Raw genomic sequence first — 23539 nt, 5'->3', positions numbered from 1 at the left:
GTCTAGTTCAAAGGAGGGCATTGTATGGACTATACAGTCCATAATATGAAAACGCCCACGCTCCGTTTGCAGAATGGCCAGAAGTTTCCGACGATCGAGGTCCCTGCGGTCGGGGGCGGCACGCTTCGCCTCCCCGACCGCCTTGCCGGATCCTTTGGCGTTGTCCTTTTCTACCGCGGCGCCTGGTGTCCCTACTGTGCCGCCCAGCTCGGAGGCTTCCAGCGCGCGAGCGAAAGGTTGACCCAAACCGGCATTCAGGTCGCGGCGCTTTCGGTCGACGACGAGGTGAGCGCGCAAGAAACCGTCGAAAAGTTTCGGCTACGCTTCCCCGTAGGGCATAGCGCCGATGCCGACGGGATTGCGGCGCTCACCGGCGCGTACACCAATGAGGAGTCGCACTACCTGCAATCGACGGGATTTTTGCTCGATCCCGACGGTCGGGTCCTCAATGCGGTCTATTCGAGCGGACCGATCGGCAGGCTGGTCGCCGACGATGTCATCGGAATGGTCTCCTATCTCCAATCCAAAGCGTGATGGCGCTTCCGCTCCGCCCGCGATGCCTCCTCGCCGCGGGTGGTTCGAAGAAGCGCTTAGGGATTCCCGGCTTCGAGCTCCTTGGCGTACTTCTCCAGGACTTCGGCATCGGCCTTCATGAGATCGGCTTTCATCCGGAGCTTGCGGGCGGTGGCTTTGGGGTTCTTCGTGGTTTCCACCTCGTGCATGATCTGATCCCAATTCTCCCCGCCTCCGCCACCCATACCGCCCATGCCGTGGCTCATGCCACCCATCCCACCCATACCTCCCATGCCCCCCATGCCACCCATACAGCTGCTCTTCTTGCCATGCTCCATTCCTTCCATCTCGTGGCCTTCGTGCTCGTCCTGATCTTCGGCGGACTGCTCGGTATCGGCCTTCTTGGCTCCCCCGTGATGCTGGTGCTGGGCGTGGAGCGGAAAAAGCGAGAAGGCTCCCAAGAGACCGAGCGCACCCAACAAGAGGGTCGATTTCCTGACAAACGCGGTGTTTTTCATGTTGTTTCTCCCGGAACCTGCGGAGCATCGGAAGGGCATGGGCCCCATCCTTTCTCTCCCAGGGGCTTGAGTGGTTGACATTACATCAGAATGGCGGATGAAGAGCGAGCCCTTTTTTCTCTCCCTCGAAACCGAAGGGCTTGCTCGAGGCCCCGCATCCGTGATCCGTTCGCCAGCCCGTGGGAGAGAGATTCGGGGAGAAAGCGAATGCCTGAGAGACGAGGAGGGCAAAATTTCGCGGGAGATTGGCGCATGACCTGCTACAATGAGTCGGCCATGATGAGCCGTTACCGGATTCTTCACTGCGACCGGGAAGACCCGCGCCTGGTCCGAAAGCAGCTTCGCCGACGCCCCCTTCCCAGCCTTGAGCTTGCCGAGAGGGTCCGCGGCATCCTGGAACGCGTTGCAGCCAAAGGGGACAAGGCGCTGGTCGAGCTCACCCAGGAGCTCGACCGGGTAACCCTCGCGCCTTCGGAATTGCGCCGCAAGGAGGTGGCCGAGGCTCCTTCCGCGGCGGTCCGCAAGGCTCTGGCTTGGTCGCTTTCCAACGTGCGCCGCTTCGCCCGGGCATCCCGTCCGCGGGACTGGCGGATGCGCAACCGGGAGGGCGCTTGGGTCGGGGAACGCTTTCTTCCCCTCGACCGGGTCGGCGTCTATGTCCCAGGCGGAACCGCTCCCTTGATCTCCACCGCCCTGATGACGATCCCCTTTGCGCGGGAAGCGGGCGTCAAGGAGATCGTAGCGGTAAGCCCTCCACCGATCCATCCCGTTCTCTCCTACGCTCTTCGTACCGCCGGAGCCACCGAAGTCTACTCGGTGGGAGGCGCCCAGGCCGTCGCCGCCTTGGCCTATGGCACCGAAAGCATTCGCCCGGTCGATAAGATTTTTGGACCCGGCAATGCTTACGTCGTGGAAGCCAAGCGGCAGCTCTTCGGGCTGGTCGCGGTCGACCTGCTCCCGGGCCCGAGCGAGGTTGCCGTCGTGGCCGATGAGAGCGCGCGAGCAGAGTTCGTAGCCGCCGACCTGCTGGCGCAAGCCGAGCATGGCTCCTCGAGCCGTATCCTGCTGCTGACCCCGAGCCCGAAGGTCTTGGAAGCGGTGCTCCAAGAGATCGAGAAGGCGGTTCCAACCCTGCCTCGCCGAAGCATGGTCGGATCGGTCTTGGCCGAGCATGCGCTCTTCGTCTTGACCCGGAACCTGGAAGAAGCCTTGGAGCTGGTGGGAGAGTTTGCGCCCGAGCATCTGAGCCTTGCCGTCCGCCATCCCCGGCTGGCCGCCAAAGAGGTGCGTCACTGTGGAGCGATCTACCTGGGCGACTATTCGCCCGTCGCCGCCGGTGACTTCTTGGCGGGCCCGAGCCACACCTTGCCTACGGGCGGATCGGCTCGCGCCTTCGACGGGCTCCGGATGGACCACTTCTTCCAGCGCACCAGCCTCATCGCATATTCGCGGGCGGCGCTCGCGCGCGTGGAGCCCCAGATCGCGCAATTCGCAGAGATCGAAGGGCTCGCGGCGCATGGCCAGTCAGCCTCCGTCCGCATTCGCCCGAGGAATGTGCGGAAATGAAGCGGGCTTCCTTGCGGGAGGGTCCCCCTTCGGATAAGGTGAGGTAACTTGAAGATTCAGGCGCTCTTGCAGTCTCCCTGCGAATGGCTCCATGCCGGAGAGCAGAATAGCCGCATCGTTCTGTCGAGCCGGATCCGGCTTGCTCGGAATCTCAGCCGGTTTCCCTTCCCCGGCTGGGCCAGGAGAACCGAACGGGAGAAGGTGTTGGCGCTGGCCCTGCCCACGGCCGTGGGGTTGAGCGGCATGAAGGAAGCGGTTCTTTCCGACTCGATGGACCACTTCACCCCGGTGGAAAAGCAGGTCCTGGTGGAGGAGCACCTGATCAGCCGGGAGCATGCGGGCCGCAACGCCGGTAGCGGGGTCGTGGTCAACCGGGCTCGAACGATCAGCCTGATGATCAACGAGGAAGATCACTTTCGCATTCAGGCATTCAAGGGCGGCCTCCAGTTGAAGGCCGCCTGGAGGATTGCGGACAAAGCCGACACCGAGCTCGACGAGAAGCTCGAGTTCGCCTTCTCTCCCAAGCTCGGTTACCTGACCGCCTGTCCGACCAACGTGGGCACGGGCTTGCGGGCGTCGGCGATGATGCATCTTCCGGGACTGGTCCTGAGCGAGCAGATCGGCCAGATCGTCAAGGCGGTCAACCGGATCGGCCTCGCCGTGCGCGGTCTCTACGGGGAGGGGACCGAGGCGCTGGGGAATCTCTTCCAGATCTCGAACCAGATGACGCTCGGGGAAAGCGAAGAGGAGATTCTCGAGCGGATGCACAAGGTGATCGGCCAGGTGGTCCAGCACGAGGAGAATGCCCGGCAGAAGCTGATGGAAGAGCGCCCGAGGCTCGTTGTCGACCAGGTGAGCCGGGCCTACGGGGTCCTGGGCAATGCCTACACGATTTCTTCCAAGGAAGCCCTCAACCTTCTTTCGCTGCTGCGCTTGGGAACGGATATGGGGCTCTTCCCGGTTCGTTGCCGGGCGGTCGTGGACGAGGAGTGCCTGATCAACACGCAGCCCGCGCATTTGCAGCTCTCCCACGAAAAGAAGCTTTCCACGGAGGAGCGGGACGCTCTTCGGGCGGACTTTCTCCGGGCGCGTTTGCGGGATGTGCCCCCTCCGGAAACTGGACAACTCTCCCCGCCGTTGCATAGTTAAGGAAGAGGAAAACCCATGACCAATTTTACTCCGCGAGCACAACAAGTGTTGACTTTGGCCCGGAAGGAAGCGGAGCGCTTCAACCACAACTACGTGGGAACCGAGCACCTCCTGCTCGGGCTCATCAAGCTGGCCCAAGGGGTCGCCGTCAACGTCCTGCAGAAGCTTGGCGTCGACCTGGAGACGGTGCGAGCCGAGCTGGAGAAGCAGATGACCACGGAGGTCGAGGGCAAGCCCACGACCCCGATTCCCTATACGCCGCGGGTGAAGAAGGTGCTCGCGCTCGCGCAGAAGGAGGCCAAGGGGCTCAACCATAGCTACGTCGGGACCGAGCACATTCTCCTTGGCCTCTTGCGCGAGGGAGAAGGAGTCGCCGCCCGGGTGCTCAAGAACCTCGAGATCGATCTGGAGCGGGTTCGCAACGAGATCCTCAAGGAGCTCGATCCCAATTTCTCCGCTTCCGAAGGGGCGGAAGAGGAAGGGTCGGAGCCCGCATTTGCCGGCGGAGCCGAGGCCGGGACGAAGAAGGAGGTCAAGACTCCCGCACTCAAAGCCTTCGGTCGCGATCTGACCGACCTCGCCCGGCGCCGGGAGCTCGATCCGGTCATCGGCCGAAAGAACGAGATCGAGCGGGTGATGCAGATCCTCTGTCGGAGGACCAAGAACAATCCGGTGCTGATTGGGGAGGCGGGGGTGGGCAAGACGGCGATCGTCGAAGGGCTGGCGCAGGAGATCGCGGCCGATAACGTCCCCGAGATGCTGCGGGAGAAGCGGGTCATTACCCTGGATCTGGCTCTGATGGTGGCCGGGACGAAATACCGGGGGCAGTTCGAGGAACGGATCAAGGCCGTGATGGAGGAGATCCGCCGGAGCAAGAATGTGATTCTCTTCATCGACGAGCTCCACACCATCGTGGGTGCTGGCTCGGCGGAAGGGGCGATGGATGCCTCGAACATCATCAAGCCCGCCCTTTCCCGCGGCGAGCTCCAGTGCGTCGGAGCCACGACCCTGGCGGAGTATCGGAAGTACATCGAGAAGGATGCCGCCCTCGAGCGGCGATTCCAGACCGTCCTGGTCGAAGCTCCCTCCCGGGAGGAGGCGGTGCAGATCCTTCATGGGCTCAAGCCCAAGTACGAAGCGCACCATAAGGCCCACTTCACCGATGCCGCAATCGAGGCGGCCGTCCATCTCTCCGAACGCTACTTGACCGGACGCTTCCTGCCCGACAAGGCGATCGACGTGATGGACGAGGCGGGAGCGCGTGCCCGGATTTCCGCCACGATGCGGCCGCCCAACGTCAAGGAGCTCGAAGCGGAGCTGGCCGAGGTTCGGAGCCGGAAGGACGAATGCATCAAGCTGCAGGATTTCGAGAAGGCGGCTGCACTTCGGGACAAGGAGCGCGAGAGCAAGGAGCGACTCGAGCGGGTGCTCGCCGAATGGAGGCAGAATCGCGACGAGAAGGAGGTCGTCATCACCGAGGACGACATGATGCAGGTCGTGGCGAAATCGACCGGGATCCCGATTACCCGTATCACCGAGCGGGACCAGGACCGATTCCTTCGCATCGGGGAGGATCTCAAAGGCCGAGTGATCGGCCAGGACGAGGCGATCGATGCCCTGGCTCGCGCCCTGCAACGATCTCGCGCCGATCTCAAGGACCCGAAGCGCCCGATTGGCTCCTTCATCTTCCTGGGACCCACAGGCGTCGGAAAGACCATGCTCGCCAAGACATTGGCCGAACAGGTCTTCGGGAGCGCCGAGGCGCTGATTCAGCTCGACATGAGCGAATACATGGAGAAGTTCAATGTCTCCCGGCTCGTCGGGGCTCCTCCCGGTTATGTGGGTTACGAGGAAGGCGGCCAGCTCTCCGAAAAGGTGCGACGCCGACCCTACAGCGTCGTCCTCTTCGATGAGATCGAGAAGGCGCATCCGGATGTCTGGAATGTCCTCCTCCAGATTTTGGAGGACGGCATCTTGACGGACAGCCTTGGCCGGAAGATCGACTTTCGCAATACGATCATCATCATGACCTCGAATGTCGGGGCCGACGTCGGCGTCAAGCAGGGGGTTCTTGGATTCACCGCCAAGCGCGACGAGGCGGGATATGGCCAGATGAAGGAGAGGATGATCGATTCGGCCAAGCGGACCTTCAAGCCCGAGTTCCTCAACCGCGTCGACGAGCTCGTGGTCTTCCGACCCCTCAACCGGGAAGACATGGTCAAGATCGTCTCTCTGGAGGTGGAAAAGGTGACCTCCCGCTTGAAAAGCCGCAAGCTGGTGTTGGAGCTGACCCCGGCAGCAACCGACTTCCTGATCGAGAAGGGTTACGATCCCACCTACGGGGCTCGGCCCTTGCGGCGCGCAGTCGAGAAGCATGTCGAGCACCCTCTGGCGGAGGAGATCCTCCGGGGACGCTTCGACGGCGCCAAGTCGATCGTGGTCGATGTTCGCGAAGGCGTCCTGACCTTCACGCCTGGAGGTGCGGAGAGCGAGCCGAGCGAGCCTTCTCCCGCTACGACGGCGTGAGGTCCCGCTCGGACTCCTCGCGGCGATCCAGAGCGCGGAGAAGGGCGTAGATCGTCTGTAATCGAGGGGTGAGCATGCCCGCCCGATGGGCGCGCCGCAGTGGCTCGCCCCAGATTGCCTCGACCTCGATCGTTCTCCCTGCCAGAAAGTCGAGCAGCGTGGAGGGCCGGTAAGGCCCCATTCGGGCGGTGTCGGCCATCAACCGCTCGATCCAGCCCTCGGGGAAGGGAAGCCCGTGCTTTGCGGCGACCGCCGCAACTTCTTCCATGAGGCCAACGGCCAATTGCCTCAACTCCGCATCGCGCAGGATCTCCGCGACGTCAACTCCGCCGGCGGCCACCGAAACACCGTTGAAAGGGATATTCCATGCGAGCTTGCGCCAGCGGGCACTTTCGAGGCTTTCGACGACCGCGCACGGCACCTCCGCCCGCTCGAAGAGGGCAGCAACATCCTCGAGAAGAGCGGTATCTAGCCTCCCGTGGGCCCCGAGCTCGATCTTGCCAAACCCGCTGTTCTTGATCCTCCCGGGTGCTATCCTTGTCAGGCAGGCGAAGACGATCCCGCCCAGAATTGCACGATTGGGAAACTCCTGCGCCAGCCACTCCTCGTTGCCGAGGCCGTTTTGCAGGGCCAAGACCGCCGTCTCCGGCCCGAGGAGCGGAGGCAACAGCTCCCGCAGCGCCTCCCGCGCCGTCGCCTTGAGGGCGATGATGACCAGGTCGCAGCGCCCCATCTCCTCGGTCCGGCGATAGCCCCGCACCGGGTAGTGCTGGAAGGACTCCTTGGTCGGCTCCTCGATCGAGAATCCGGAGCGCCCGACGACTTCCCAGTCGCTGCGCAGAAGAAAGACGACCTCGCAGCCCGCCCGGGCCAGCCGAGCCCCGTAGTAGGAGCCCACCGCCCCCGATCCTACGACCCCGATCTTCACCCGGATAAGCAAGACCGATTTGACCTGCCGCGACGTAGTCTGACCGGCGTTATTGGAACATTCCCGCCGGGTTCTCGCTGATCTCGATCTCCTCGACCGTTCCCCATTCGTTGCTTCCCGTGCGAATCTCCGCAACCTGCTCCCGCTGGAAGAGCAGGATCAGGTTCCCGAGTTTCTTGCCGGTCACCCAGAGGTCATGGCTCATGGTGCGCATGAAGAAGCGATGGCCTTCGGTGTCTGCATGCGCGAAGAGCACTCGGCTGTACGGAAAGACCCAGCTCCTTCCCGGGGATTCGATGCTGAAGAAGGCGACTCTCTCTTCCGCTTGCCGAATGCCCCCGCCCTCCGTAGCTCCCCCTGCTCCATGGCTCATCGCTTCACCTGCTGGCATGGTGCTTTTTCCCCTCCCCCGTTTCTGCTCTTTCGCTTCTCGGTTTGGATTTGCTGAGATCGGACGCTACGAGGACCTCCTCTCCCTCCTCGAGCGACTCCGGCGGATTCAAAATCACTTTCTCGTCGGGACGGAGGCCCGAGGCGATCTCCATCTGGTTCCCAAGGTCATGCCCAAGCTCGACCTTCCGGTAATGGACCCTGGAATGCTTGTCCACGGTGATCAGAAAGGTTCCGTCGGACCGATAGACAACCGCATTGACCGGCACGAGCAGGAGCGTGCTCGCGGTCGGGAGATGGAAGATGACGTCGACATACATGTTGACGACGATCTTTCCATCCGGATTGCCAACGTCTACCTCGGTCAGCAGGGTCCGCGAGAGGGGATCGACGGCTTGAGCGGTCCGGACGACGAGCCCATGATAGATGACCCCGGGAAGCTCGGACGCGGTCACATCGGCCCAGGTTCCCAACTGGATTTGCGGGACATAGTTCTGAGGAACGGCGACGTAGACCCGCATCAGGTCATTGACCGAGACCCGGTAGAGCTCGTGAACCGCCTTGTCGCTTCCGAGCGAAACCAAGGTCCCGATGTCGATGTTGCGCGCGGTAACAATTCCCGAGAAGGGGGCAATGATCTTCTTAAAGCTCTGGAGCTCCTCGTAATGCTGCAATTGCCCGCGCGCCGCATTCACTCGGGCCAGCGCCGCGTCGTACATCGCCTGCTTTTCGTCGAGCGCCTGTTGGGAGACCGCCCGCGTCAGGATGAGCCCCTTCCACCGGTCGAGCGTGATCCGGGCGATCACCAGGTTGGCTTCGGCTTGATGGAGCGAGCCCTCGTAGGCTTCGACCGACTTGTCGATATCGGGGGCATCGATCTCCGCCATCAGCTGCCCTTCCTGGACCCGCTCGCCGATATCGACCCACCAGTTCTTGATATAGCCGTTGACCCGAGCCCAGATCGGCGTCTCGTAGTAACCCCGTGCGGTCCCAGGCAGCAGAAGATCGCTCTCGGGCTTGGGCTTTTCAGGCAAGATCACGGAAACGGGGATCTTCTCGCTTGCCACCACCGCCCGCCGGAGGGAGATCTGGTTGAAGAAGCGAGGAACCAGCCCGATCAGGAAGAGAAGGAGCAAGACGCCTCCAAAGAGGACCGCGAAGCGGCGAACTCCCCTTCCCTTCGAAGGCGCTCCGTTCGCTCCCCCGACGAACCCCGCTTGCCCGGCCGACTCTGACATCCGGTCTGGCTCTCGCGTTTCGATCGCCTCGTCTCCCCCATGGTGGGCCAAGCTCCTACGCTTCACGGCATCGTCCAGCATCGGCCTCTCCTTGTGCGGAAGCTCGCCTCCTCCGATTCCATCCAACCCTTCGGGCGAGCTCATTCCCTTGCCTCCGTCCGTCCTCGAATGAGCGAGTAGATCACCGGCACGACGAAGAGCGTGCCCACGGTGGCGAAAAGCAACCCTCCGATGACCGCCCTTCCCAAGGGCGCATTCTGCTCTCCGCCCTCACCCAATCCCAGGGACATGGGCAACATCCCCAAGATCATGGCCCCTGCCGTCATCACCACCGGCCGCAGGCGGATCTTCCCGGCGAGCCATGCCGCCGTGGTGGCATCGTTCCCGTTTCGCATCGCCTCGTTGGCGAAGGTGATCAAGAGAATGCTGTTCGAGGTCGCCACGCCGACCGTCATGATCGTTCCCATGAGGGAGGGGACGTTGAAGGTCGTTCCGGTCAGGTAGAGCATCCAGATGATCCCGCAGCCGCCGACAGGGAGAGCGGTCAGGATGATGAACGGATCGAGCCATCCCTGGAAGTTCACGACAAGCAGGAAGTAGACCATCATGATGGCGAAGACTGTGCCCAAGCCCAGCCGGAGGAAGGCGCTGTTCATGCTTTGCGCCTGGCCTCGGACGTGGATGTCGTAGCCGGGCGGCAGCTTCTTTTGAAACTCGCCGACCACCGTTTCCACGTCCCCGGAGACACCCCCGAGGTCCCGGCCCTGGATGTTCACGAAGATGTTCTTGAGCGGCTTCATGTTGTAGTGGCTGATCACGGCCGTCTTCTTCGTCCGGTGGATCTCCATCAGGTTGCTGATGAGCTGGGGCTCGAGATGCGTGGTCAGGAGCCGCGAATAGATCTCGTTCGAGGGGTAGCCCGCGTTGAGATTCATCAACCAGTTTCGGGAGTCGAGCTTGAATTGCGGGCTCTGCACGACGAGCGGATAGTTGATGGTCGTCTCCGGATCCGCCCAATAGTTGGGGGCGACCACGTAGCTCGAGCTCAGATGGTTCAGGACGTTGTCGGCAACCTGCTTCTGGGTCATTCCCAAGTCGAGTGCCCGGATCCGGTCGACCTCCATGTGGAGATAGGGCTGCTTCATCTGATAGACGATCGCGTCCACCGCCCCGGGAATCTTCCGGATGCGCTTCTGCATCTCCATGGCAACGTCGCTCACGAGCTTCTCGTTCTTCCCTGCGATCTGGATGTCGATCGGGGCGGCCGACCCGAAGTTGAGGATCTGGTTGACCATGTCCGCAGCCTGGAAGAAGAAGCAGCAACCCGGAAAGTGTCGCGGCAGCTCCACCCGCAATTTCTTCATGTAGTAGGGCGTCGGACGGTGGTCCTCCTTGAGCGAAACCAGGATCTCCCCATCAAAGGTTCCTTCGTTGATCGTATCGCTGTAGGCGAGGGCTGCGGGATAGAAGAAGGGGATGCCCATGTTGTCGACGATCGAATCGATCTCCTCCTCCGGGATCGTCTTTCGAATGTAGCGCTCGATCTCGCTGAAGATCCGCTGGGTCCTCTCGATCCGTGTGCCCGGTGGGGTGAAGACGTGGAGCCGGAACTTCCCCGCGTCGACCGACGGGAAGAAATCCCGTCCGACCACCGGGACGACCAGAGCGCTCACGGCGACCAGAACGCCGAGCAGAACGAAGACCGCCGAGCGATGGTCAAGAGCGAGGCGCAACACGCCGGCAAAACGGTCCCGGAAGGCCTCGAAGCGCTCTTCAAACCGATGGTGGAAACGCTCGAACCAGCTCGGCGGCTTTCCCGCGGCCAGCCGGCGCTCCTTTTCCTCCTCCTCTGCGCCGATCAGCATATCGGCCATCGTCGGCACGAGGGTCCGGGAGAGAAAGTAGGAGAAGAGCATCGCGAAGACGACGCCCAAGGCCATCGGGGTAAAGAGGAACTTGGGCGGTCCTTCGAGAAAGATCACGGAGGTGAAGACGATGCAGATGGCCAGAGTTGCCATCAATGCGGCGTTGGCGATCTGCGCGGCACCGTCGAGGATCGCTTGAATCAGGGGCTTCCCCATCCCATGGTTCCGGTGGATGTTTTCCACCTCCACGGTCGCATCGTCCACCAGCACCCCGACCGCGAGCGCCAGTCCGCCCAGGGTCATGATGTTGATGGTGTAGCCCATCCGGCTCATGAGAAAGAGGGCGACCAGGATGCAGAGCGGGATCGAGGTGAGGACGATGAGCGTGCTCCGCCAGCTCCCCAAAAACACCAGGATCATGATTCCGGTCAGTCCCGCCGCAATCAGCCCTTCTTTCACCACCCCCTCGATCGAGGCCCGCACGAAGACCGACTGGTCGAAGATCGGCCGGATGTCGGTTCCCTCGGGCGCCGCCGCCATCGCCTTGGGAAGAAGCTTTCGAAGGTCCGCGACCAGCTGGAGCGTCGAAGCCATGCCGTTCTTGAGCATCGGCAGGACGACCGCCGGGACCCCATCGACGTGGGCGACATTCCACTGGACCGCCCCCCCGTCGCGCGCATGGCCGATGTCGTGGAGATAGACGATCTGGTCGTTGACCTTCTGCAGGGGAAAGTCATTGAGCTGGACGACCTTCTTTGGGATGTTGTTGACGCTGACCAGGTAGTCGTAGTCGCCGATCTTGATGTCTCCCGAGGGAAGGTCGAGGTTTTGATCGCTCAAGGCGGTCATGACGCCGTCGGCCGTCATCCCTCGGGCCAGGAGCTGATTGGGGTCGGTATCAACCATGATGAACCGCGGCGTGCCTCCCCACGGGGGAGGCCAGGTCGATCCGCGAATGGTCGCCAGATCCCTACGGAGCCCGTACCAGGAGTAATCGAAGAGCTCGGCGGCCGACTTGGTCTTCCCGCTCACCGCCACCTGGATCACCGGGACCTCCGAAGCGGAATAGCGGAGCACATAGGGCGGGGTCGTCCCTAAGGGCATCCGCTTGATGACGGTCTGGCAGATCCCCGCCGTCTCCGCAAGGGCCATGTCGATGCTGGTCCCCGGCTGAAAGTACATGCGAATGACGTTGAGCCCGTACAGGGTCCTCGATTCCACCCGCTGAACGTTGTCGACATACTGGGTCAACGTGAACTCGCTGAAGGTCGTGATGTAATTGGTCATGTCCTCCGGCGTCATACCCTGGTAGAACCAGACGACGTTGACGACGGGGATGTCGATCTCGGGAAAGATGTCCGTGGGGGTGGTGGTGATGGTCAATAGACCGAGCACGAAGATGAGCGCCGCCATCACCGCAACCGTGTAGGGTTTCCGCAAGGCCAATCGAACCAGCGCCATCATGGGGAAAATGCTCTCTACCGCTTGGCGGAGCCAAGCTAGGCCGCGAAGAAGTACCGATGATCGTTTAAGAACGCGTTAATTGATGGATTCATGCGTCCGCCATCTCCCTTTGTCAAGCCGCCGGCGGCGCGCCGCAGGGCAAATTTTCAGAGCCTTTGCTTCTTTTTCTCTTTTAGCACAACAGCGCATTTGCTATTCTTTCCACGCAATGGCCATCCAGTTGCCGGAAGCGGCAGAGAAGCTCAGCCCGATCGGGGGTCGCCTCTCCCTCACTCTGGCAATCGGTGGAATTTTCTTCTGGATCGCCGTAGGCTTCCTCAACCTGATCCTTCGCTCCACCGACAGCCAGACGGAGCTCACCTCCGAATTCCTCGGGCTATGCGCCGTGACGGGCTTCATGCTCAATGCATCCGGGGTCCTGGTCGGTGGCCTTGCCTTGAGTCAGGGAAAGACTTCGAAGGTCACCCCTTCGATCGGCGTTGCCATCAACGCGCTCCTCGCGCTGGTGGTCTTGGCCTTCATCCCTCTTTTTTGACGGCCTCGGGCCGCCTCCGCTCTCAAAGCCCATGGCGCACCCGGTAGCTCAACTGTCCGATCCGGCGGATGATCTCTTCGTTGACCGGTTCTTGCAAGGGGCTGCCCCGCGGGAAGGCAAAGGCATAGTCGATCCGTTCCAGCGACCGGGGTACGATGTCAATCTCCCCGGCGTATGCGGTTCGGACCAGATAGCGCAGCTCAGGCTCACGCAAAACGGCCGCATCGATCTTTCCGGCGACCAGCGCCGCCAGGCAGTCGGGCGCCGTGGAAAAGGAGAGCGCATGGACTTTTTCCGCCGCCAGGAACTTCTCGCCCATGCCACCCCGGACACACCCCAAGCGCAGCTCCTCCAGGCTCCGGTGCTGTAGAGACCGGTTGCTTACCTTTTCTACGGCGACGGCCGCCGTCACCCAAGCGGTGAAAAACGAGACCAAGACCACGCCCACAAACATCCAGACCAGAGCGATCGCCCTCCCTTTCGGGGTTCGCGGCACCTTGTCCCCGTACCCGATCGTCGTCATCGTCACGGCCGCCCACCAGAAGGCGCTGCCAATGCCATGAAGGGTCTTGCCGCCGAAATGATCCGGATTCTCCTTGCGTTCGACAGCCCAGATCAAGATTCCCGCAAGAAAGGTGGCAAGAAGGAGGCCACCCATGACATAGGCGAACTCGCGGCTGAGCAGAAAGTGGAGCACCGCCCATGCGGTGCTCGATCTCTCCGAGCGAAAAGCCAAGGCCAGAGCGGATGGATAGTAGGGGTAGCTGTAGGAAACCTCGCGAGCCTGCTCCGGCGTCACGGCGACCCCCAGGGCCACCACATCTACTCGGCCTTCCTTGAGTGCCCGGAGCATCGCTTGGGAGTCGCCCGGTACATCGATGAAGCGATAGGCCAAGCCCAGATCGCCCGCAATTTCCCGCCACAAGTCGACCGCATAGCCTCGCCATTCTCCCAAGGAATCGCGGAGGGCAAACGGAGGTTCCTCGCTGACTCCGACGCGCAGCACTGGAGAGGGCTTGGAGACGGCGGAGAAGCCCGTCTTGGCCATAGAGGACGAAAGGAACGACCATCCCACGATCGCTGCTAGGCCGATGCGGGGCAATACCCTGCGCCAATGGCGAGAGCCGTCCTGTCCGCGACCGCGCATCATGCAGCGCGCCCAGCCTTTCCGCCGGTAGGCACGGGTACCCGACCGATCGCGTTCTGCCGTCCTAGCGGTTAGACCCGCGGCCAGCCGTCGTGCAATCCTGGCTAGCTCTCTCCGCTTTGCCTAGGGCCGACTGGATCGCCTGCCTCCAGCTTCCGAAAAAGCGCCGCTTGCATGCCGCTGCAAAGAGGGAAGGCTCCCGATTGCGCACCTCCGTGCTCGTCAGGGGCACCCCCTGCGCCTGCAGGGCGCGGATCTGCTCGATGATCTCCGCTTCGCTCCAGCGCTTCCGCTTCCGAATCTTCGCATAATCGAGCCCAGCGCGCTCCACGGCGGCACCCCAGCACCCGAACCGCCGCCTCGCGGTGGCGATCAGGGAGTTGGCCTGCTCATCCATGTGCTTCGAGCTCAAGTCAGCCCCTTCGGCATGGAGACGACGGATCTCCCGCAGGATATCTGCATCCTTCCAGGACCGGTATCGATAGATATCGGCAGGGGCAAGCCCCGCAGCGAGAAGGGCGTCTTTCCAGCTGCCGAAGTAGACCGGACGAATGGCCGCATAGACCATGGGAGCATAGGGGCTCAGCATCAAGGCCCGGAAGGAGAGATCAGCCCCCTGCGCGTGGAGCGCACGAATCTTCTCGACGATGCTCTTCTTGGACCACCGCTGGTAGCGCCGCACCTCCGCATACGAAATTCCTGCCGTTTCTACGGCCTTCTCCCAGCTGCCGAAGTAGCGGATTCCCGCCGCAAGCAGTTCCTGATAATGCTGGCGCATGTAGTGCGAGTAGAGCGGCCTCCCCTGGCGCCGCCACGCACGGATCTCTCGCAGGAGAATCTCTTCGCTCCACTCCCGATTTCCGCTCTCAGCCGGAGCTTCGGTTGTTTTCATAGTTCTCTTAACTCGAGAGAATAGTCTTTGCGGCGATCGCTGTCAATTATCTTCCCTAATGAAAGCACATCGCGTGCCAGCTAGAAGGCTTCTGCGCAGATTGCCTTCAGCTCCTCACGGACCCAGCCGGGCCCAATCTCCGAGAGGCAGGCAACCGGTCTCTTCTGCGGACATCGGGTCCTCCAGCAAGGCGCACAGCTCGCGGACGCGGAGAGCACCCGCACATTCTCGCCCACCGCCGCGGATTCGCGCCAGTCGGTAGGGCCAAAAAGAATCAACGTCGGCACCCCGAGAGCGGCCGCCAAGTGGGCGGGACCAGAATCGGGGCCGACGACCGCGGCGGCATTCCCCAGGATCGCCGTCATCCGCCGCATGGGAAGCGCGCCGCGGAGATCCACCACATTCCTCGCCTCCAGCGGAAACCATGGCCCCATCCCCATCACCACGAAGGAGAGATCCGGAAGAGACCGTGCCAGCTCTTCGTAATACCGCCATGGCCAGAGCTTGGTCCTCCACCGGGCGTAGGGATGCAGCACCACGTACGAGCCCTTCCGCAATCCCGCCAGCTCCAGCGGCTCGACCCTCAGCCCATAGTCCGCAGGCCCCTCGGGTACTCCCAAGTAGCGAAGAAAGGCGAGGTACCGCTCCTGAGCCGGCGGAGGGGGAGGCATGATCCGCTCACGATAGAGCAGGATCGAGCCTTCCCGGCCATTCCATGGGCCGATGCGACGCTTTGCCCCGCTCAAAAGGCAGAGCACGCCGCTGCGCAGAAGCCCTTGCAGGTCAAGAAGCAGGTCGTACTGCTCACCGCGAACGGAGGCAAGGCAGTGCGCAAGATCGCGAAAGAGCCCGCCCCGCGTCGCTCGCCGACGGGGGAACTCGACAAACCGGTCGATCGCCGGATGATCCGCCAGCAGCTCCCGGTAGGGAGCAAAGGCCATCCAATGAATCTGGGCCGATGGCCATCGGCGCTTCAAGCCGGACGCCACCGGCAAGGCCTGGATCACGTCCCCAAGGGAGCTGAACTTGAGAATCAAGATCTTCTTCGGCGAGAACCCCTCCTCCGCGATCCGTCCAACCCGAGGCCTGGTCGCCCGACCAGTCATCCCATTTTGACCGAGACTGCCGCTTGACATATGTTCCGGAACTCTATAGAGAATCAAGCATGCCGATCTTCCCCTCCGTCATCGCGACGATCGGGCGCACGCCGCTCATTCAACTCAACCGGGTTGCGCGGGGGATCGATGCAAGGTTAGCACTCAAGGCCGAGTTTTTCAACCCGCTCGGCAGCGTCAAGGATCGGATCGGAGCCGCGATGATCGAGGCCGCGGAAAACGCGGGCCTCCTCACCCCGGAGACCGAAATCATCGAGCCGACCTCCGGCAACACGGGGATCGCGCTCGCCTTCGTCGCCGCGGCCAAGGGCTACCACCTGACCTTGACGATGCCTGAAAGCATGAGCCTCGAGCGCCGCACCCTGCTCGCCCTCCTGGGAGCGCATCTGGTACTCACCCCGGCGGCCGAAGGGATGGCCGGAGCCATCCGTCGGGCCATCGCCCTGAAGGAAAAACGAGGCAACTCCTGGATTCCGCAGCAGTTCGAGAATCCCGCGAACCCCGAGATTCACCGGCGCACCACGGCAGAAGAAATTTGGACGGATACGGAGGGATCCATCGACATCTTCGTTTCCGGTGTCGGCACCGGCGGTACGATCTCCGGCGTCGGTGAGGTGATCAAGGCGCGAAAGCCCCAGTTCCGCACCGTGGCGGTGGAGCCCGCCGGATCGCCCGTGATTTCACAGACGTTGCGTGGGGAGCCGCCTAAGCCCGGCCCCCACAAGATCCAGGGCATTGGAGCCGGCTTCGTTCCCAAGAATCTCAACCTCTCGGTGGTCGATGAGGCCCTTTCCGTCGCCGATATCGATGCCTTGACCATGGCGCGCCGTCTTGCCGACGAAGAAGGGATCCTGGCCGGGATTTCCACCGGAGCGACCGTCCATGCGGCCATCGAAGTGGCGAAGAGGCCGGAAAATCGAGGAAAGTTGATCGTCGCCGTCGGCGCCAGCACCGGGGAGCGCTATCTGAGCACTGCACTCGCCGAAGAGGCCCGGCGTCGCGTCGGTTCGGCGTAGCCCCGATCGTCCCCATTGCTTCTCCGGCTTGGGGCCGCGTTCGCCTCACCGCTCATTCCCCCACCACTACGTCTTCGGTAGCCTTGTGGAGCCGCGCTTTTTGATTGCGAAGTTCGCCCTCTGGCTCAATCCTAAACGGTTGGGCAGCTCCTTGCGTATCATAGATTCGGCATGATCGATAACGATTCAGCGCTCAAGCTCTATCTGCGGGAAATCAGCCAAATCCCCCTCCTGCGCCGAGAGGAAGAGGTGGAGCTCGCTCATCGCATTCAAAAAGGCGATGCGGCCGCCCGCCAGAAGATGATCCAAGCCAACCTGCGCCTGGTCGTGAAAATCGCGCACGATTACTCCACCAGCGGCCTGCCGCTACTCGACTTGATCTCCGAAGGAAACATCGGCTTGATGAAAGCCGTCGACCGCTTCGATCCCTCCAAAGGAGGAAAGCTGAGCACCTATGCGGCCTGGTGGATCAAGCAGTCGATCAAGCGAGCGCTCGCCAACCAGAGCAAAACGATTCGGCTTCCCGTTCACCTGGTCGACAAGATCGCGCGGATGCGGCGGACGGCCATCCGCCTGGCAGAGGAATTTGGCCGGGAACCGACTGACGAAGAGCTCGCGCATGAGCTGGGCATCTCCACCTCCCGCGTCGCGGAGCTTCGCACGATCGCCATTCAGCCCGCCTCTCTCAACGCGGCAGTCGGGGAGGAGGAGGACGGCACTTCGCTCGGGGAGCTGGTCAAGGATGAAAGCGCCATCGATCCGGCATCCATCATCCAGAGCGAAAACCTGAAAAGGACGGTGATGGAGCTCTTGCCCATCCTCGACGCCCGAGAACGCAAGATCCTGGCGCTTCGCTTCGGGCTGGAGGGGAACGAGGAGATGACCTTGGAAGAGATCGGCAAGAAATTCCATGTGACACGCGAACGGATTCGACAGCTCCAGAACATCGCCTTGCGGAAGGTGCGCCGAGCCCTGGAGAAGAAGGAGAAGCGTCAACTCGTCCGATGACCTTCCTTCTGCAAAGCACCCTGTCCCGTCTCAAAGAGAAGGTTCGGACCATTCCGGATTTTCCAGAAAAGGGGATCCTCTATCGGGATATTACCCCCCTCATCGGTGACGGACAGTTCTTCCGGCTGGTGATGATGATCTTCCTGGAACGATACCAGCGGAGAAAGATCGACAAGATCGCCGCGATTGACGCCCGGGGATTCATCTTTGCTGGAGCGCTGGCCCACATCCTCGGCATCGGGCTCATCCCGATTCGCAAGAAAGGGAAGCTTCCCCATGAGACCTTCGAAGTCACGTACAGCTCCGAATACGGTCTTAACACGTTGACCATCCATCGGGACGCCGTGGCAAAGGGCGAGCAGGTGCTGATTCTCGATGACGTGCTCGCCACGGGTGGCACGGCGGAGGCAGCCACCAGGCTGATCGAGCGCTGCGGCGGGACCCCGATCGAGCTCGGTTTCCTGATCGAGCTTCGCGGGCTCAAAGGCAAGGAGCGGCTCTCGCGATACCCGGTCTACTCGATCCTGCAGTTTCCTTAGCCGGCCCTCCGGCTACCCTTTGAAGGCGAAATAGACCGCGGCGACCAGGAAGCCGTAGGCGATCAGAAGATTCCATCGGGGGACTGCGCCGAAGAGAAAATAGGCCACGACCGTGAAGACCAGGAGGGTGATGCACTCCTGGAGGACCTTGAGCTGGGTCACGGAGAATTCGTAGGATCCCATCCGGTTGGCCGGCACCTGAAAGATATATTCGAAGAAAGCGAGCCCCCAGCTTGCGACAATCGCCAGCAGAAGCGGTTGCTCGCGAAATTTCAAATGCCCATACCAGGCAAGGGTCATGAAGAGGTTCGAGACGACGAGCAGAAGAATTGTTTTCATGCCGAGCCGGAACGCTTTCCGCTAACCCAACAAAGGCCGACAGGGCATTGCCGGCATCGGTGCGGGGCGGAAGGGCTTTACCGCGGCCGTTCGGGAAAGCTCATCGACATTTTCCGGAAATCCGCCGGCGGCTCAAAGAGATTGGAAGGCTGCGGTCCCACTTGATACTGATCCCAATCGATCACGGTCTTCCCGGCCGCTGGCGCGACGCGCAAGGGATAGTTGCCGGCTTCGTCCAGCCAGACAGAGAGGCTCTTCGAGTCTCCCCGTACGAGATACTTCGCGCAGGAATGACCGTGAATCGTCTCCTTCCCTTGCCACTCCCAGACGGCACCCGCCTCACCTGGGAGGCCCAGATTGGTCGACGCTCCGGCATCCCGGTAGGCGCTCTCCAGGACGAGCTTCTGCGCCGGGAGAATCGTGTAGACCTTCTTCTGGTCCTTGCGCAGGATGATGATCTGGGTCTCCGGGCCCTCCTGGACGTCGACCCGAAGCTTGTCCCCATCCCGATAGAGGTGCTGCACGAAGGCCTTCCCACCATCGACCTGGATCGTCTGGATAACGGAGAATTGATTGGCCAGCCTGTACGGTTCCTTAGCCGGCTCGCTCGACGCAGACAGAGCTGCGCAGAGGGAAAAGCCTCCCGCAAGAACCATGGCGATCCGCAGCAATGCGGCGCCTCGGGGAAAGCGATGTTCCATAGGATCCGCGGGAAACCCTACCGACCTTTTTGCGGATCGACGAGCAACAAATGTGGCGGCTGCGAGAACGACGCATCCCTGGAGCGCTGGGTGGATTCCGGAACTGGCGAATCCTCGGTGGCAGCCAGGCGAAGCTGGCCACAAGCCGCAAGGATCTCTTCCCCTTTCCGCCTCCTCACCGTGACCCGACAGCCGCTCTCCCGCAACAAGCGCTCGAACCGATCCACTCGGTCGGGCTCGGTCCGCTCCCAAGGCAACGACGGAACCCGATTATACGGGATCAGGTTGATCTTCGCCCGAAGCCGACGAGCGACCCGGCCCAAGCGCGCGCTCTCTGCGTCCGAGTCGTTGACCCCAGCCAGGAGGATGTACTCCAGGGTAATCGGCTGCCGCTTCTTTCGGCTGTACTCTTCGCAGGCCTCCAGCAGCAAGGGAAGGGGATACTTGCGGTTCACCGGCATGAGACGGGAACGAAGGGTATCGCTTGCGGCATGGAGCGATACGGCGAGCCCCACGGCCAAAGGCTCCTCCGCCAGCCTTCGAATCTCCGGAACCAAGCCGCTGGTCGACACCGTAATCCGCCGAGGGCTCATGGCAAAACCCCCGGGGGCCGTGAGGAGGCGGAGGGAGCGCACAAGGGAATCCCAGTTGGCCAGCGGTTCCCCCATTCCCATGAAGACCAGGTTGTCGATGCGCCGACCCACCCCCTCCTCGGCTTGCAGGAGCTGCTCGAGGATCTCTCCCGAGGAGAGGTTGCGTCGGAAGCCCTGAAGGCCGCTTGCACAAAAGGCGCAACGGTAGGCACAGCCGATCTGGCTGGAAAGGCAGAGTGTAAGCCTCCCGCTGCCGGGGTCCGCCTCGGAGGGGATCAAGACGCTTTCGACAGCATCCCCTCCTTCCATCTCCCAGAGCAGCTTTTGGACGCCGTCGGCGTTCTCGAGCCGGCGGGCCAGGCGGAGCGAGCGGAGCCGGTATCGGTCGGCCAACTCTTTCCGTAGCGAGAGAGGCAGGTTCGTCATCTGCTCAAAGGAAGGAACACGCTTCTCGAAAACCCATTGGCTCAAGACCCTGCGTTGATAGGGGGGCCCGCTTCCCATCTCCCACTCCTCGGGAGTCTGGTCGAGGAGATGCCGTTTCATGAAGGATCCTCCTATGCGTGTACGCCTTGGCTCCAACCCTGCCGTCACGGCCTGGGGCAAGTGATTCCCCTCTGTCGCATATACTTGCCGTTACGCTCGGCGTACGAAACCTCGCACGGCTCGGCCGCTTCCAGAAAGATGACCTGGGCCAAGCCTTCATTGGCGTAGACTTTGGCCGGAAGCGGGGTCGTGTTGGAAATCTCCAAGGTGACGTGCCCTTCCCATTCCGGCTCGAATGGGGTCACGTTCACGATGATCCCGCACCGGGCATAGGTCGATTTTCCCAGGCAGATCGTGATCACACTTCGGGGAATGCGGAAGTACTCGACGCTGCGCGCAAGCGCAAAGGAATTGGGGGGAATGATGCACGCGTCGGCGGTGACGTCGACAAAGGAGCGGGGGTCGAAGAGCTTCGGATCGACCACGGTGTGGAACACGTTCGTGAAGATCTTGAATTCATTCGACACGCGCAGGTCGTAGCCGTAGCTCGAGAGGCCGTAGCTAACCACCGGCTCTTCGGAGGCGGCTTTTCGGACCTGGGTTTCGACGAAGGGTTCAATCATCCCCTCCTCCAGAGCCTTTCGACGGATCCAGGAGTCAGAGTGGACGCCCATGGCTCCGCTTCTCCACAAGCATCCGCTCTTCCGCCCATTCCCCTCCCGGCTTGCGCTTTCCGGAGAGAACCGCCCGGTAGACCTTCCCCAGGAGAGAGAGCGGAACGTAGGAGAAGATCGACGCGCAAAGCCCGGGAAGGAAGCCTGGCGTGACCTGCGGCTTGCCTCGCCTGGCCGCGTCAAGGGAGATGCGGACGACCTCCTCGGGGGAGGTCCACATGAACGGGGGACCGCCAACCTTCTTCTGGTCTTCCGGGCATCGGACCGCCCGCTCGAAGAACTCGGTCGCCACCGACGCGGGACAGACTTGGGTCAGGGTGACACCGGTTCCCGCCAGCTCCCATTCCAATCCGTGAGAGAGGCTGTGGACGTAGGCCTTGGTCGCCGCATAGGCCGCATAAGATGGAACGGGCCGCAGCCCGGCGATCGATCCAACGTTGATGATGCATCCTCTCCCTCGCCGAATCATTCCCGGCAACAACCACCAGAGAAGAAAAGTGAAGGCTTTGACATTGAGGTCGAGCATCTCACGAAGGCGGTCCGCGTCGCCCTGATAAAACAACCCGAAATCTCCGACTCCGGCGTTGTTGACCAGCAGATCGACCTCGACCCGCTTGGCCGCGATCCGATCGATCACCCCTTCGATGCCCTCCGGAGCAGTCAAGTCAGCGGGAGCTACGAGGATCTGCACCTTCCGGTGCTCCCGCTCGATCTCCCTGGCCAGCTCGTGTAGCCGTTCCTCCCGGCGAGCCGTGAGAATCAGGCAGGCAACCTCCGGAGCGAGCCGCCGCGCAAACTCGGCCCCCAGCCCGGAAGAGGCTCCGGTGATCCATGCCGAAGAACCCGAAAAAGAATGCTTCACCGCTCTCCCGATTCGCCTATTCGACCTGGTAGAAGACGACCAGACGGGCCCTCTCGCTGTGAAGGGGGACCTCGGAAAGGAGGATGACCTTGTCTCCGGAACTAACGACCCCTCGCTTCCGCAGCTCTTCTTCCGCGATCACGATCCCCTCTTCCTGACTCGTGGGATAGCGCGAAGGGATCGGTTCGGTCCCGTAGCGAAGGATGAGCCTGCGGCAGAGGTCCTCCTCGCCGGCCAGGGCGTAGATGGGAGAATAGCGAGGTCGAAGGCTGGCCACCGTCGCCGTAAGCTTCCCCTGACGAGTGAACACGCAGATGGCCGCCGCACGGACCTGGTCCGCCAAGTGAACGGCCGCGCTGGCGATTTTCTGCTGATCCTCGAGGAGCTCGGCAAATGCCGCGTAGCCGGCTCCTCCGCTCCGCTCGGTCCGCCGGATGACCCGGTCCAGGAGAGAGACGCACTCGAGGGGATAGCGTCCCGCCGCGGTCTCACCCGAAAGCATCAAGGCATCGGCCTGCTCGTAGACCGCATTGGCGATGTCGGTGATCTCGGCTCGGGTGGGCACGGGATTCTGGGTCATGCTCTCCAGTAGGTGCGTCGCCACGATGACTGGTTTCATTTTCTGGAGGCACATCTTCACGATCCGTCGTTGGATGATCGGCAGCTCCTCGAAGGGACACTCGATCCCGAGATCCCCGCGGGCCACCATGATCGCGTCGGCCGACTCGAGAATCTGCGGCAGGTTCTGGACGGCGGCTTGGTCCTCGATCTTTGCGACGATCACCGCCTTGGATCCCCTGGCAATCAGGATCTGCCGTAGCAGATCGACGTCGTTCGCCTCCCGCACGAAGGAGAGCGCGAAATAGTCCATCTGGCACTCCACTCCGAGGTCGACATCCAGCAAGTCCTTCTTGGTCAAAGGAGGAAGGTTCACTCGAACGCCAGGCAGATTGATGTGCCGTCGGCTCCCCATGACGCCACGGGTGACGACTTCGCAGCGGACGCGGAATCCCTGCTTCTCGAGCACCTTCATCTGAATGACCCCGTTGTCCACCAAAACCACGTCGCCGACTCGCAGGTCTTGGGCCAGGTCGTCGTAGTTCACGGAGACGGAGCGCTCATCGACGCTCGGATCCCCCCTCACCGTAAAGGTGAAGATGTCGCCGGGATGAAGCTCGAGCCGGCTCGAGAGATCTCCCGTGCGAATGGCCGGCCCCTGGGTGTCGAGAAGGAGTCCCACATGTCTCCCGAAGCGGCGACTCTGCTCGCGCACGATGGCGCTGGTTCTCCGCACCCAATCCGCAGAAGCATGGGACATATTGAAACGGAAGACATCGACCCCGCGAGAAATCAGCTCACCGATCTTCTCTTCGGACTCCGTGCTCGGCCCAAGCGTGGCAATGATCCGCGTTTTCCGCTTCCACATCGGTTCGTTCACGGCTGCTTCCCTCCGATCCTCTTCCCCTCTCCCTGAG

22 protein-coding genes are annotated in these 23539 nt (G+C 62.1%); 8 read left to right on the top strand and 14 right to left on the bottom strand.

All coding sequences use genetic code 11. From position 1 onward, the window contains the following. The first annotated feature begins 24 nt into the window (after positions 1–24). Positions 25–534 (top strand): peroxiredoxin family protein, encoded by a 510-nt coding sequence (locus MacB4_RS07865; RefSeq protein WP_242529184.1) that lies wholly within the window; start codon positions 25–27, stop codon positions 532–534. A gap of 56 nt (positions 535–590) precedes the next feature. On the opposite strand, the gene MacB4_RS07860 is transcribed toward MacB4_RS07865, so the two are convergent. Beyond that, complete coding sequence (locus tag MacB4_RS07860) at positions 591–1031, bottom strand: hypothetical protein (protein WP_206863320.1); 441 nt, start codon at positions 1029–1031, stop codon at positions 591–593. 252 nt (positions 1032–1283) lie between these two features. On the opposite strand from MacB4_RS07860, the gene hisD reads away from it, so the two are divergent. Genes hisD through MacB4_RS07845 form a run of 3 tightly spaced genes read left to right on the top strand, consistent with a single transcriptional unit; the run spans position 1284 to position 6272 of the window. Next, the gene (gene hisD / locus MacB4_RS07855) at positions 1284–2597 is read left to right on the top strand and encodes a histidinol dehydrogenase (RefSeq protein WP_242529183.1); all 1314 of its coding nucleotides are present in this window, start codon (positions 1284–1286) and stop codon (positions 2595–2597) included. A gap of 48 nt (positions 2598–2645) precedes the next feature. Continuing rightward, positions 2646–3746 carry a protein arginine kinase gene (locus MacB4_RS07850; RefSeq protein ID WP_206863319.1) on the top strand — a complete coding sequence of 367 codons (1101 nt, stop codon included), beginning with the start codon at positions 2646–2648 and terminating at the stop codon, positions 3744–3746. 15 nt (positions 3747–3761) lie between these two features. Then, positions 3762–6272: an ATP-dependent Clp protease ATP-binding subunit gene (locus MacB4_RS07845; RefSeq protein WP_206863318.1), complete on the top strand. Its 2511-nt coding sequence runs from the start codon at positions 3762–3764 to the stop codon at positions 6270–6272. On the opposite strand, the gene MacB4_RS07840 is transcribed toward MacB4_RS07845, so the two are convergent. The 4 genes from MacB4_RS07840 to MacB4_RS07825 are packed head-to-tail and all read right to left on the bottom strand — an operon-like array spanning position 6259 to position 12157. Continuing rightward, the gene (locus MacB4_RS07840; protein ID WP_206863317.1) at positions 6259–7200 is read right to left on the bottom strand and encodes a 2-dehydropantoate 2-reductase; all 942 of its coding nucleotides are present in this window, start codon (positions 7198–7200) and stop codon (positions 6259–6261) included. The two genes, MacB4_RS07845 and MacB4_RS07840, sit on opposite strands and share 14 nt — an antisense overlap. A gap of 49 nt (positions 7201–7249) precedes the next feature. Continuing rightward, a complete protein-coding gene (locus MacB4_RS07835) occupies positions 7250–7573 on the bottom strand; it encodes a hypothetical protein (protein WP_242529182.1) in 324 nt (107 codons plus the stop codon). 4 nt (positions 7574–7577) lie between these two features. Then, positions 7578–8972, bottom strand: coding sequence for an efflux RND transporter periplasmic adaptor subunit (locus tag MacB4_RS07830; protein WP_206863315.1), 1395 nt, complete (start codon positions 8970–8972; stop codon positions 7578–7580). Further along, positions 8969–12157 (bottom strand): efflux RND transporter permease subunit, encoded by a 3189-nt coding sequence (locus tag MacB4_RS07825; protein WP_206863314.1) that lies wholly within the window; start codon positions 12155–12157, stop codon positions 8969–8971. The genes MacB4_RS07830 and MacB4_RS07825 overlap by 4 nt, the downstream gene beginning before the upstream one ends. 208 nt (positions 12158–12365) lie before the next feature. Between MacB4_RS07825 and MacB4_RS07820 the strand changes: the two genes are divergently transcribed. Then, the gene (locus tag MacB4_RS07820) at positions 12366–12692 is read left to right on the top strand and encodes a hypothetical protein (protein ID WP_206863313.1); all 327 of its coding nucleotides are present in this window, start codon (positions 12366–12368) and stop codon (positions 12690–12692) included. Positions 12693–12714: 22 nt separating this feature from the next. Here the strand turns inward: MacB4_RS07820 and MacB4_RS07815 are convergent, their stop codons facing one another. The 3 genes from MacB4_RS07815 to MacB4_RS07805 form a co-directional block, all read right to left on the bottom strand. Next, a complete protein-coding gene (locus MacB4_RS07815) occupies positions 12715–13740 on the bottom strand; it encodes a transporter substrate-binding domain-containing protein (RefSeq protein ID WP_206863312.1) in 1026 nt (341 codons plus the stop codon). Between the two features lie 163 nt (positions 13741–13903). Continuing rightward, positions 13904–14731: a homing endonuclease associated repeat-containing protein gene (locus MacB4_RS07810; RefSeq protein WP_206863311.1), complete on the bottom strand. Its 828-nt coding sequence runs from the start codon at positions 14729–14731 to the stop codon at positions 13904–13906. Positions 14732–14811: 80 nt separating this feature from the next. Then, entirely contained in the window at positions 14812–15837 is a 1026-nt protein-coding gene (locus MacB4_RS07805; protein ID WP_242529181.1) for a glycosyltransferase family 9 protein, read from the bottom strand. Positions 15838–15896: 59 nt separating this feature from the next. On the opposite strand from MacB4_RS07805, the gene cysK reads away from it, so the two are divergent. The 3 genes from cysK (at position 15897) to MacB4_RS07790 (ending at position 18409) form a co-directional block, all read left to right on the top strand. Next, positions 15897–16862 carry a cysteine synthase A gene (gene cysK, locus MacB4_RS07800; RefSeq protein ID WP_206863310.1) on the top strand — a complete coding sequence of 322 codons (966 nt, stop codon included), beginning with the start codon at positions 15897–15899 and terminating at the stop codon, positions 16860–16862. A gap of 171 nt (positions 16863–17033) precedes the next feature. Beyond that, positions 17034–17870 (top strand): RNA polymerase sigma factor RpoD/SigA, encoded by an 837-nt coding sequence (locus MacB4_RS07795; protein ID WP_206863309.1) that lies wholly within the window; start codon positions 17034–17036, stop codon positions 17868–17870. Continuing rightward, entirely contained in the window at positions 17867–18409 is a 543-nt protein-coding gene (locus MacB4_RS07790) for an adenine phosphoribosyltransferase (protein ID WP_206863308.1), read from the top strand. The genes MacB4_RS07795 and MacB4_RS07790 overlap by 4 nt, the downstream gene beginning before the upstream one ends. 12 nt (positions 18410–18421) lie before the next feature. Here the strand turns inward: MacB4_RS07790 and MacB4_RS07785 are convergent, their stop codons facing one another. From MacB4_RS07785 to pyk, 6 genes are all read right to left on the bottom strand, one after another. Further along, positions 18422–18748, bottom strand: a complete 327-nt coding sequence (locus tag MacB4_RS07785) for a DMT family protein (RefSeq protein WP_206863307.1) — start codon at positions 18746–18748, stop codon at positions 18422–18424. Between the two features lie 77 nt (positions 18749–18825). After that, positions 18826–19449, bottom strand: coding sequence for a DUF4412 domain-containing protein (locus MacB4_RS07780; RefSeq protein WP_206863306.1), 624 nt, complete (start codon positions 19447–19449; stop codon positions 18826–18828). A 17-nt stretch (positions 19450–19466) separates the two neighbouring features. Next, the gene (rlmN, locus tag MacB4_RS07775) at positions 19467–20588 is read right to left on the bottom strand and encodes a 23S rRNA (adenine(2503)-C(2))-methyltransferase RlmN (protein WP_206863305.1); all 1122 of its coding nucleotides are present in this window, start codon (positions 20586–20588) and stop codon (positions 19467–19469) included. A 44-nt stretch (positions 20589–20632) separates the two neighbouring features. Continuing rightward, a complete protein-coding gene (dcd, locus tag MacB4_RS07770; protein ID WP_206863304.1) occupies positions 20633–21202 on the bottom strand; it encodes a dCTP deaminase in 570 nt (189 codons plus the stop codon). Continuing rightward, a complete protein-coding gene (locus MacB4_RS07765) occupies positions 21186–22064 on the bottom strand; it encodes an SDR family oxidoreductase (RefSeq protein WP_206863303.1) in 879 nt (292 codons plus the stop codon). The genes dcd and MacB4_RS07765 overlap by 17 nt, the downstream gene beginning before the upstream one ends. A gap of 16 nt (positions 22065–22080) precedes the next feature. Continuing rightward, positions 22081–23502 (bottom strand): pyruvate kinase, encoded by a 1422-nt coding sequence (gene pyk, locus MacB4_RS07760; protein WP_242529180.1) that lies wholly within the window; start codon positions 23500–23502, stop codon positions 22081–22083. Positions 23503–23539: the final 37 nt, after the last annotated feature.

The sequence above is a fragment of the Methylacidimicrobium sp. B4 genome (assembly GCF_017310545.1).
Lineage (GTDB): Bacteria > Verrucomicrobiota > Verrucomicrobiia > Methylacidiphilales > Methylacidiphilaceae > Methylacidimicrobium.
Note: the sequence above shows the minus strand (reverse complement) of the source record. Positions and strands in the feature narration are given on the sequence as shown.

Excerpts from the sequence above, each read along its gene's own strand:
- MacB4_RS07865 (WP_242529184.1), top strand. The coding sequence starts at position 25 with ATGGACTATACAGTCCATAATATGAAAACGCCCACGCTCCGTTTGCAG.
- MacB4_RS07860 (WP_206863320.1), bottom strand. The coding sequence starts at position 1,031 with ATGAAAAACACCGCGTTTGTCAGGAAATCGACCCTCTTGTTGGGTGCG.
- hisD (WP_242529183.1), top strand. The coding sequence starts at position 1,284 with ATGACCTGCTACAATGAGTCGGCCATGATGAGCCGTTACCGGATTCTT.
- MacB4_RS07845 (WP_206863318.1), top strand. The coding sequence starts at position 3,762 with ATGACCAATTTTACTCCGCGAGCACAACAAGTGTTGACTTTGGCCCGG.
- MacB4_RS07835 (WP_242529182.1), bottom strand. The coding sequence starts at position 7,573 with ATGAGCCATGGAGCAGGGGGAGCTACGGAGGGCGGGGGCATTCGGCAA.
- MacB4_RS07830 (WP_206863315.1), bottom strand. The coding sequence starts at position 8,972 with ATGAGCTCGCCCGAAGGGTTGGATGGAATCGGAGGAGGCGAGCTTCCG.
- MacB4_RS07825 (WP_206863314.1), bottom strand. The coding sequence starts at position 12,157 with ATGATGGCGCTGGTTCGATTGGCCTTGCGGAAACCCTACACGGTTGCG.
- MacB4_RS07820 (WP_206863313.1), top strand. The coding sequence starts at position 12,366 with ATGGCCATCCAGTTGCCGGAAGCGGCAGAGAAGCTCAGCCCGATCGGG.
- MacB4_RS07815 (WP_206863312.1), bottom strand. The coding sequence starts at position 13,740 with ATGGCCAAGACGGGCTTCTCCGCCGTCTCCAAGCCCTCTCCAGTGCTG.
- MacB4_RS07810 (WP_206863311.1), bottom strand. The coding sequence starts at position 14,731 with ATGAAAACAACCGAAGCTCCGGCTGAGAGCGGAAATCGGGAGTGGAGC.
- MacB4_RS07805 (WP_242529181.1), bottom strand. The coding sequence starts at position 15,837 with ATGACTGGTCGGGCGACCAGGCCTCGGGTTGGACGGATCGCGGAGGAG.
- cysK (WP_206863310.1), top strand. The coding sequence starts at position 15,897 with ATGCCGATCTTCCCCTCCGTCATCGCGACGATCGGGCGCACGCCGCTC.
- MacB4_RS07795 (WP_206863309.1), top strand. The coding sequence starts at position 17,034 with ATGATCGATAACGATTCAGCGCTCAAGCTCTATCTGCGGGAAATCAGC.
- MacB4_RS07790 (WP_206863308.1), top strand. The coding sequence starts at position 17,867 with ATGACCTTCCTTCTGCAAAGCACCCTGTCCCGTCTCAAAGAGAAGGTT.
- MacB4_RS07785 (WP_206863307.1), bottom strand. The coding sequence starts at position 18,748 with ATGAAAACAATTCTTCTGCTCGTCGTCTCGAACCTCTTCATGACCCTT.
- MacB4_RS07780 (WP_206863306.1), bottom strand. The coding sequence starts at position 19,449 with ATGGAACATCGCTTTCCCCGAGGCGCCGCATTGCTGCGGATCGCCATG.
- rlmN (WP_206863305.1), bottom strand. The coding sequence starts at position 20,588 with ATGAAACGGCATCTCCTCGACCAGACTCCCGAGGAGTGGGAGATGGGA.
- dcd (WP_206863304.1), bottom strand. The coding sequence starts at position 21,202 with ATGGGCGTCCACTCTGACTCCTGGATCCGTCGAAAGGCTCTGGAGGAG.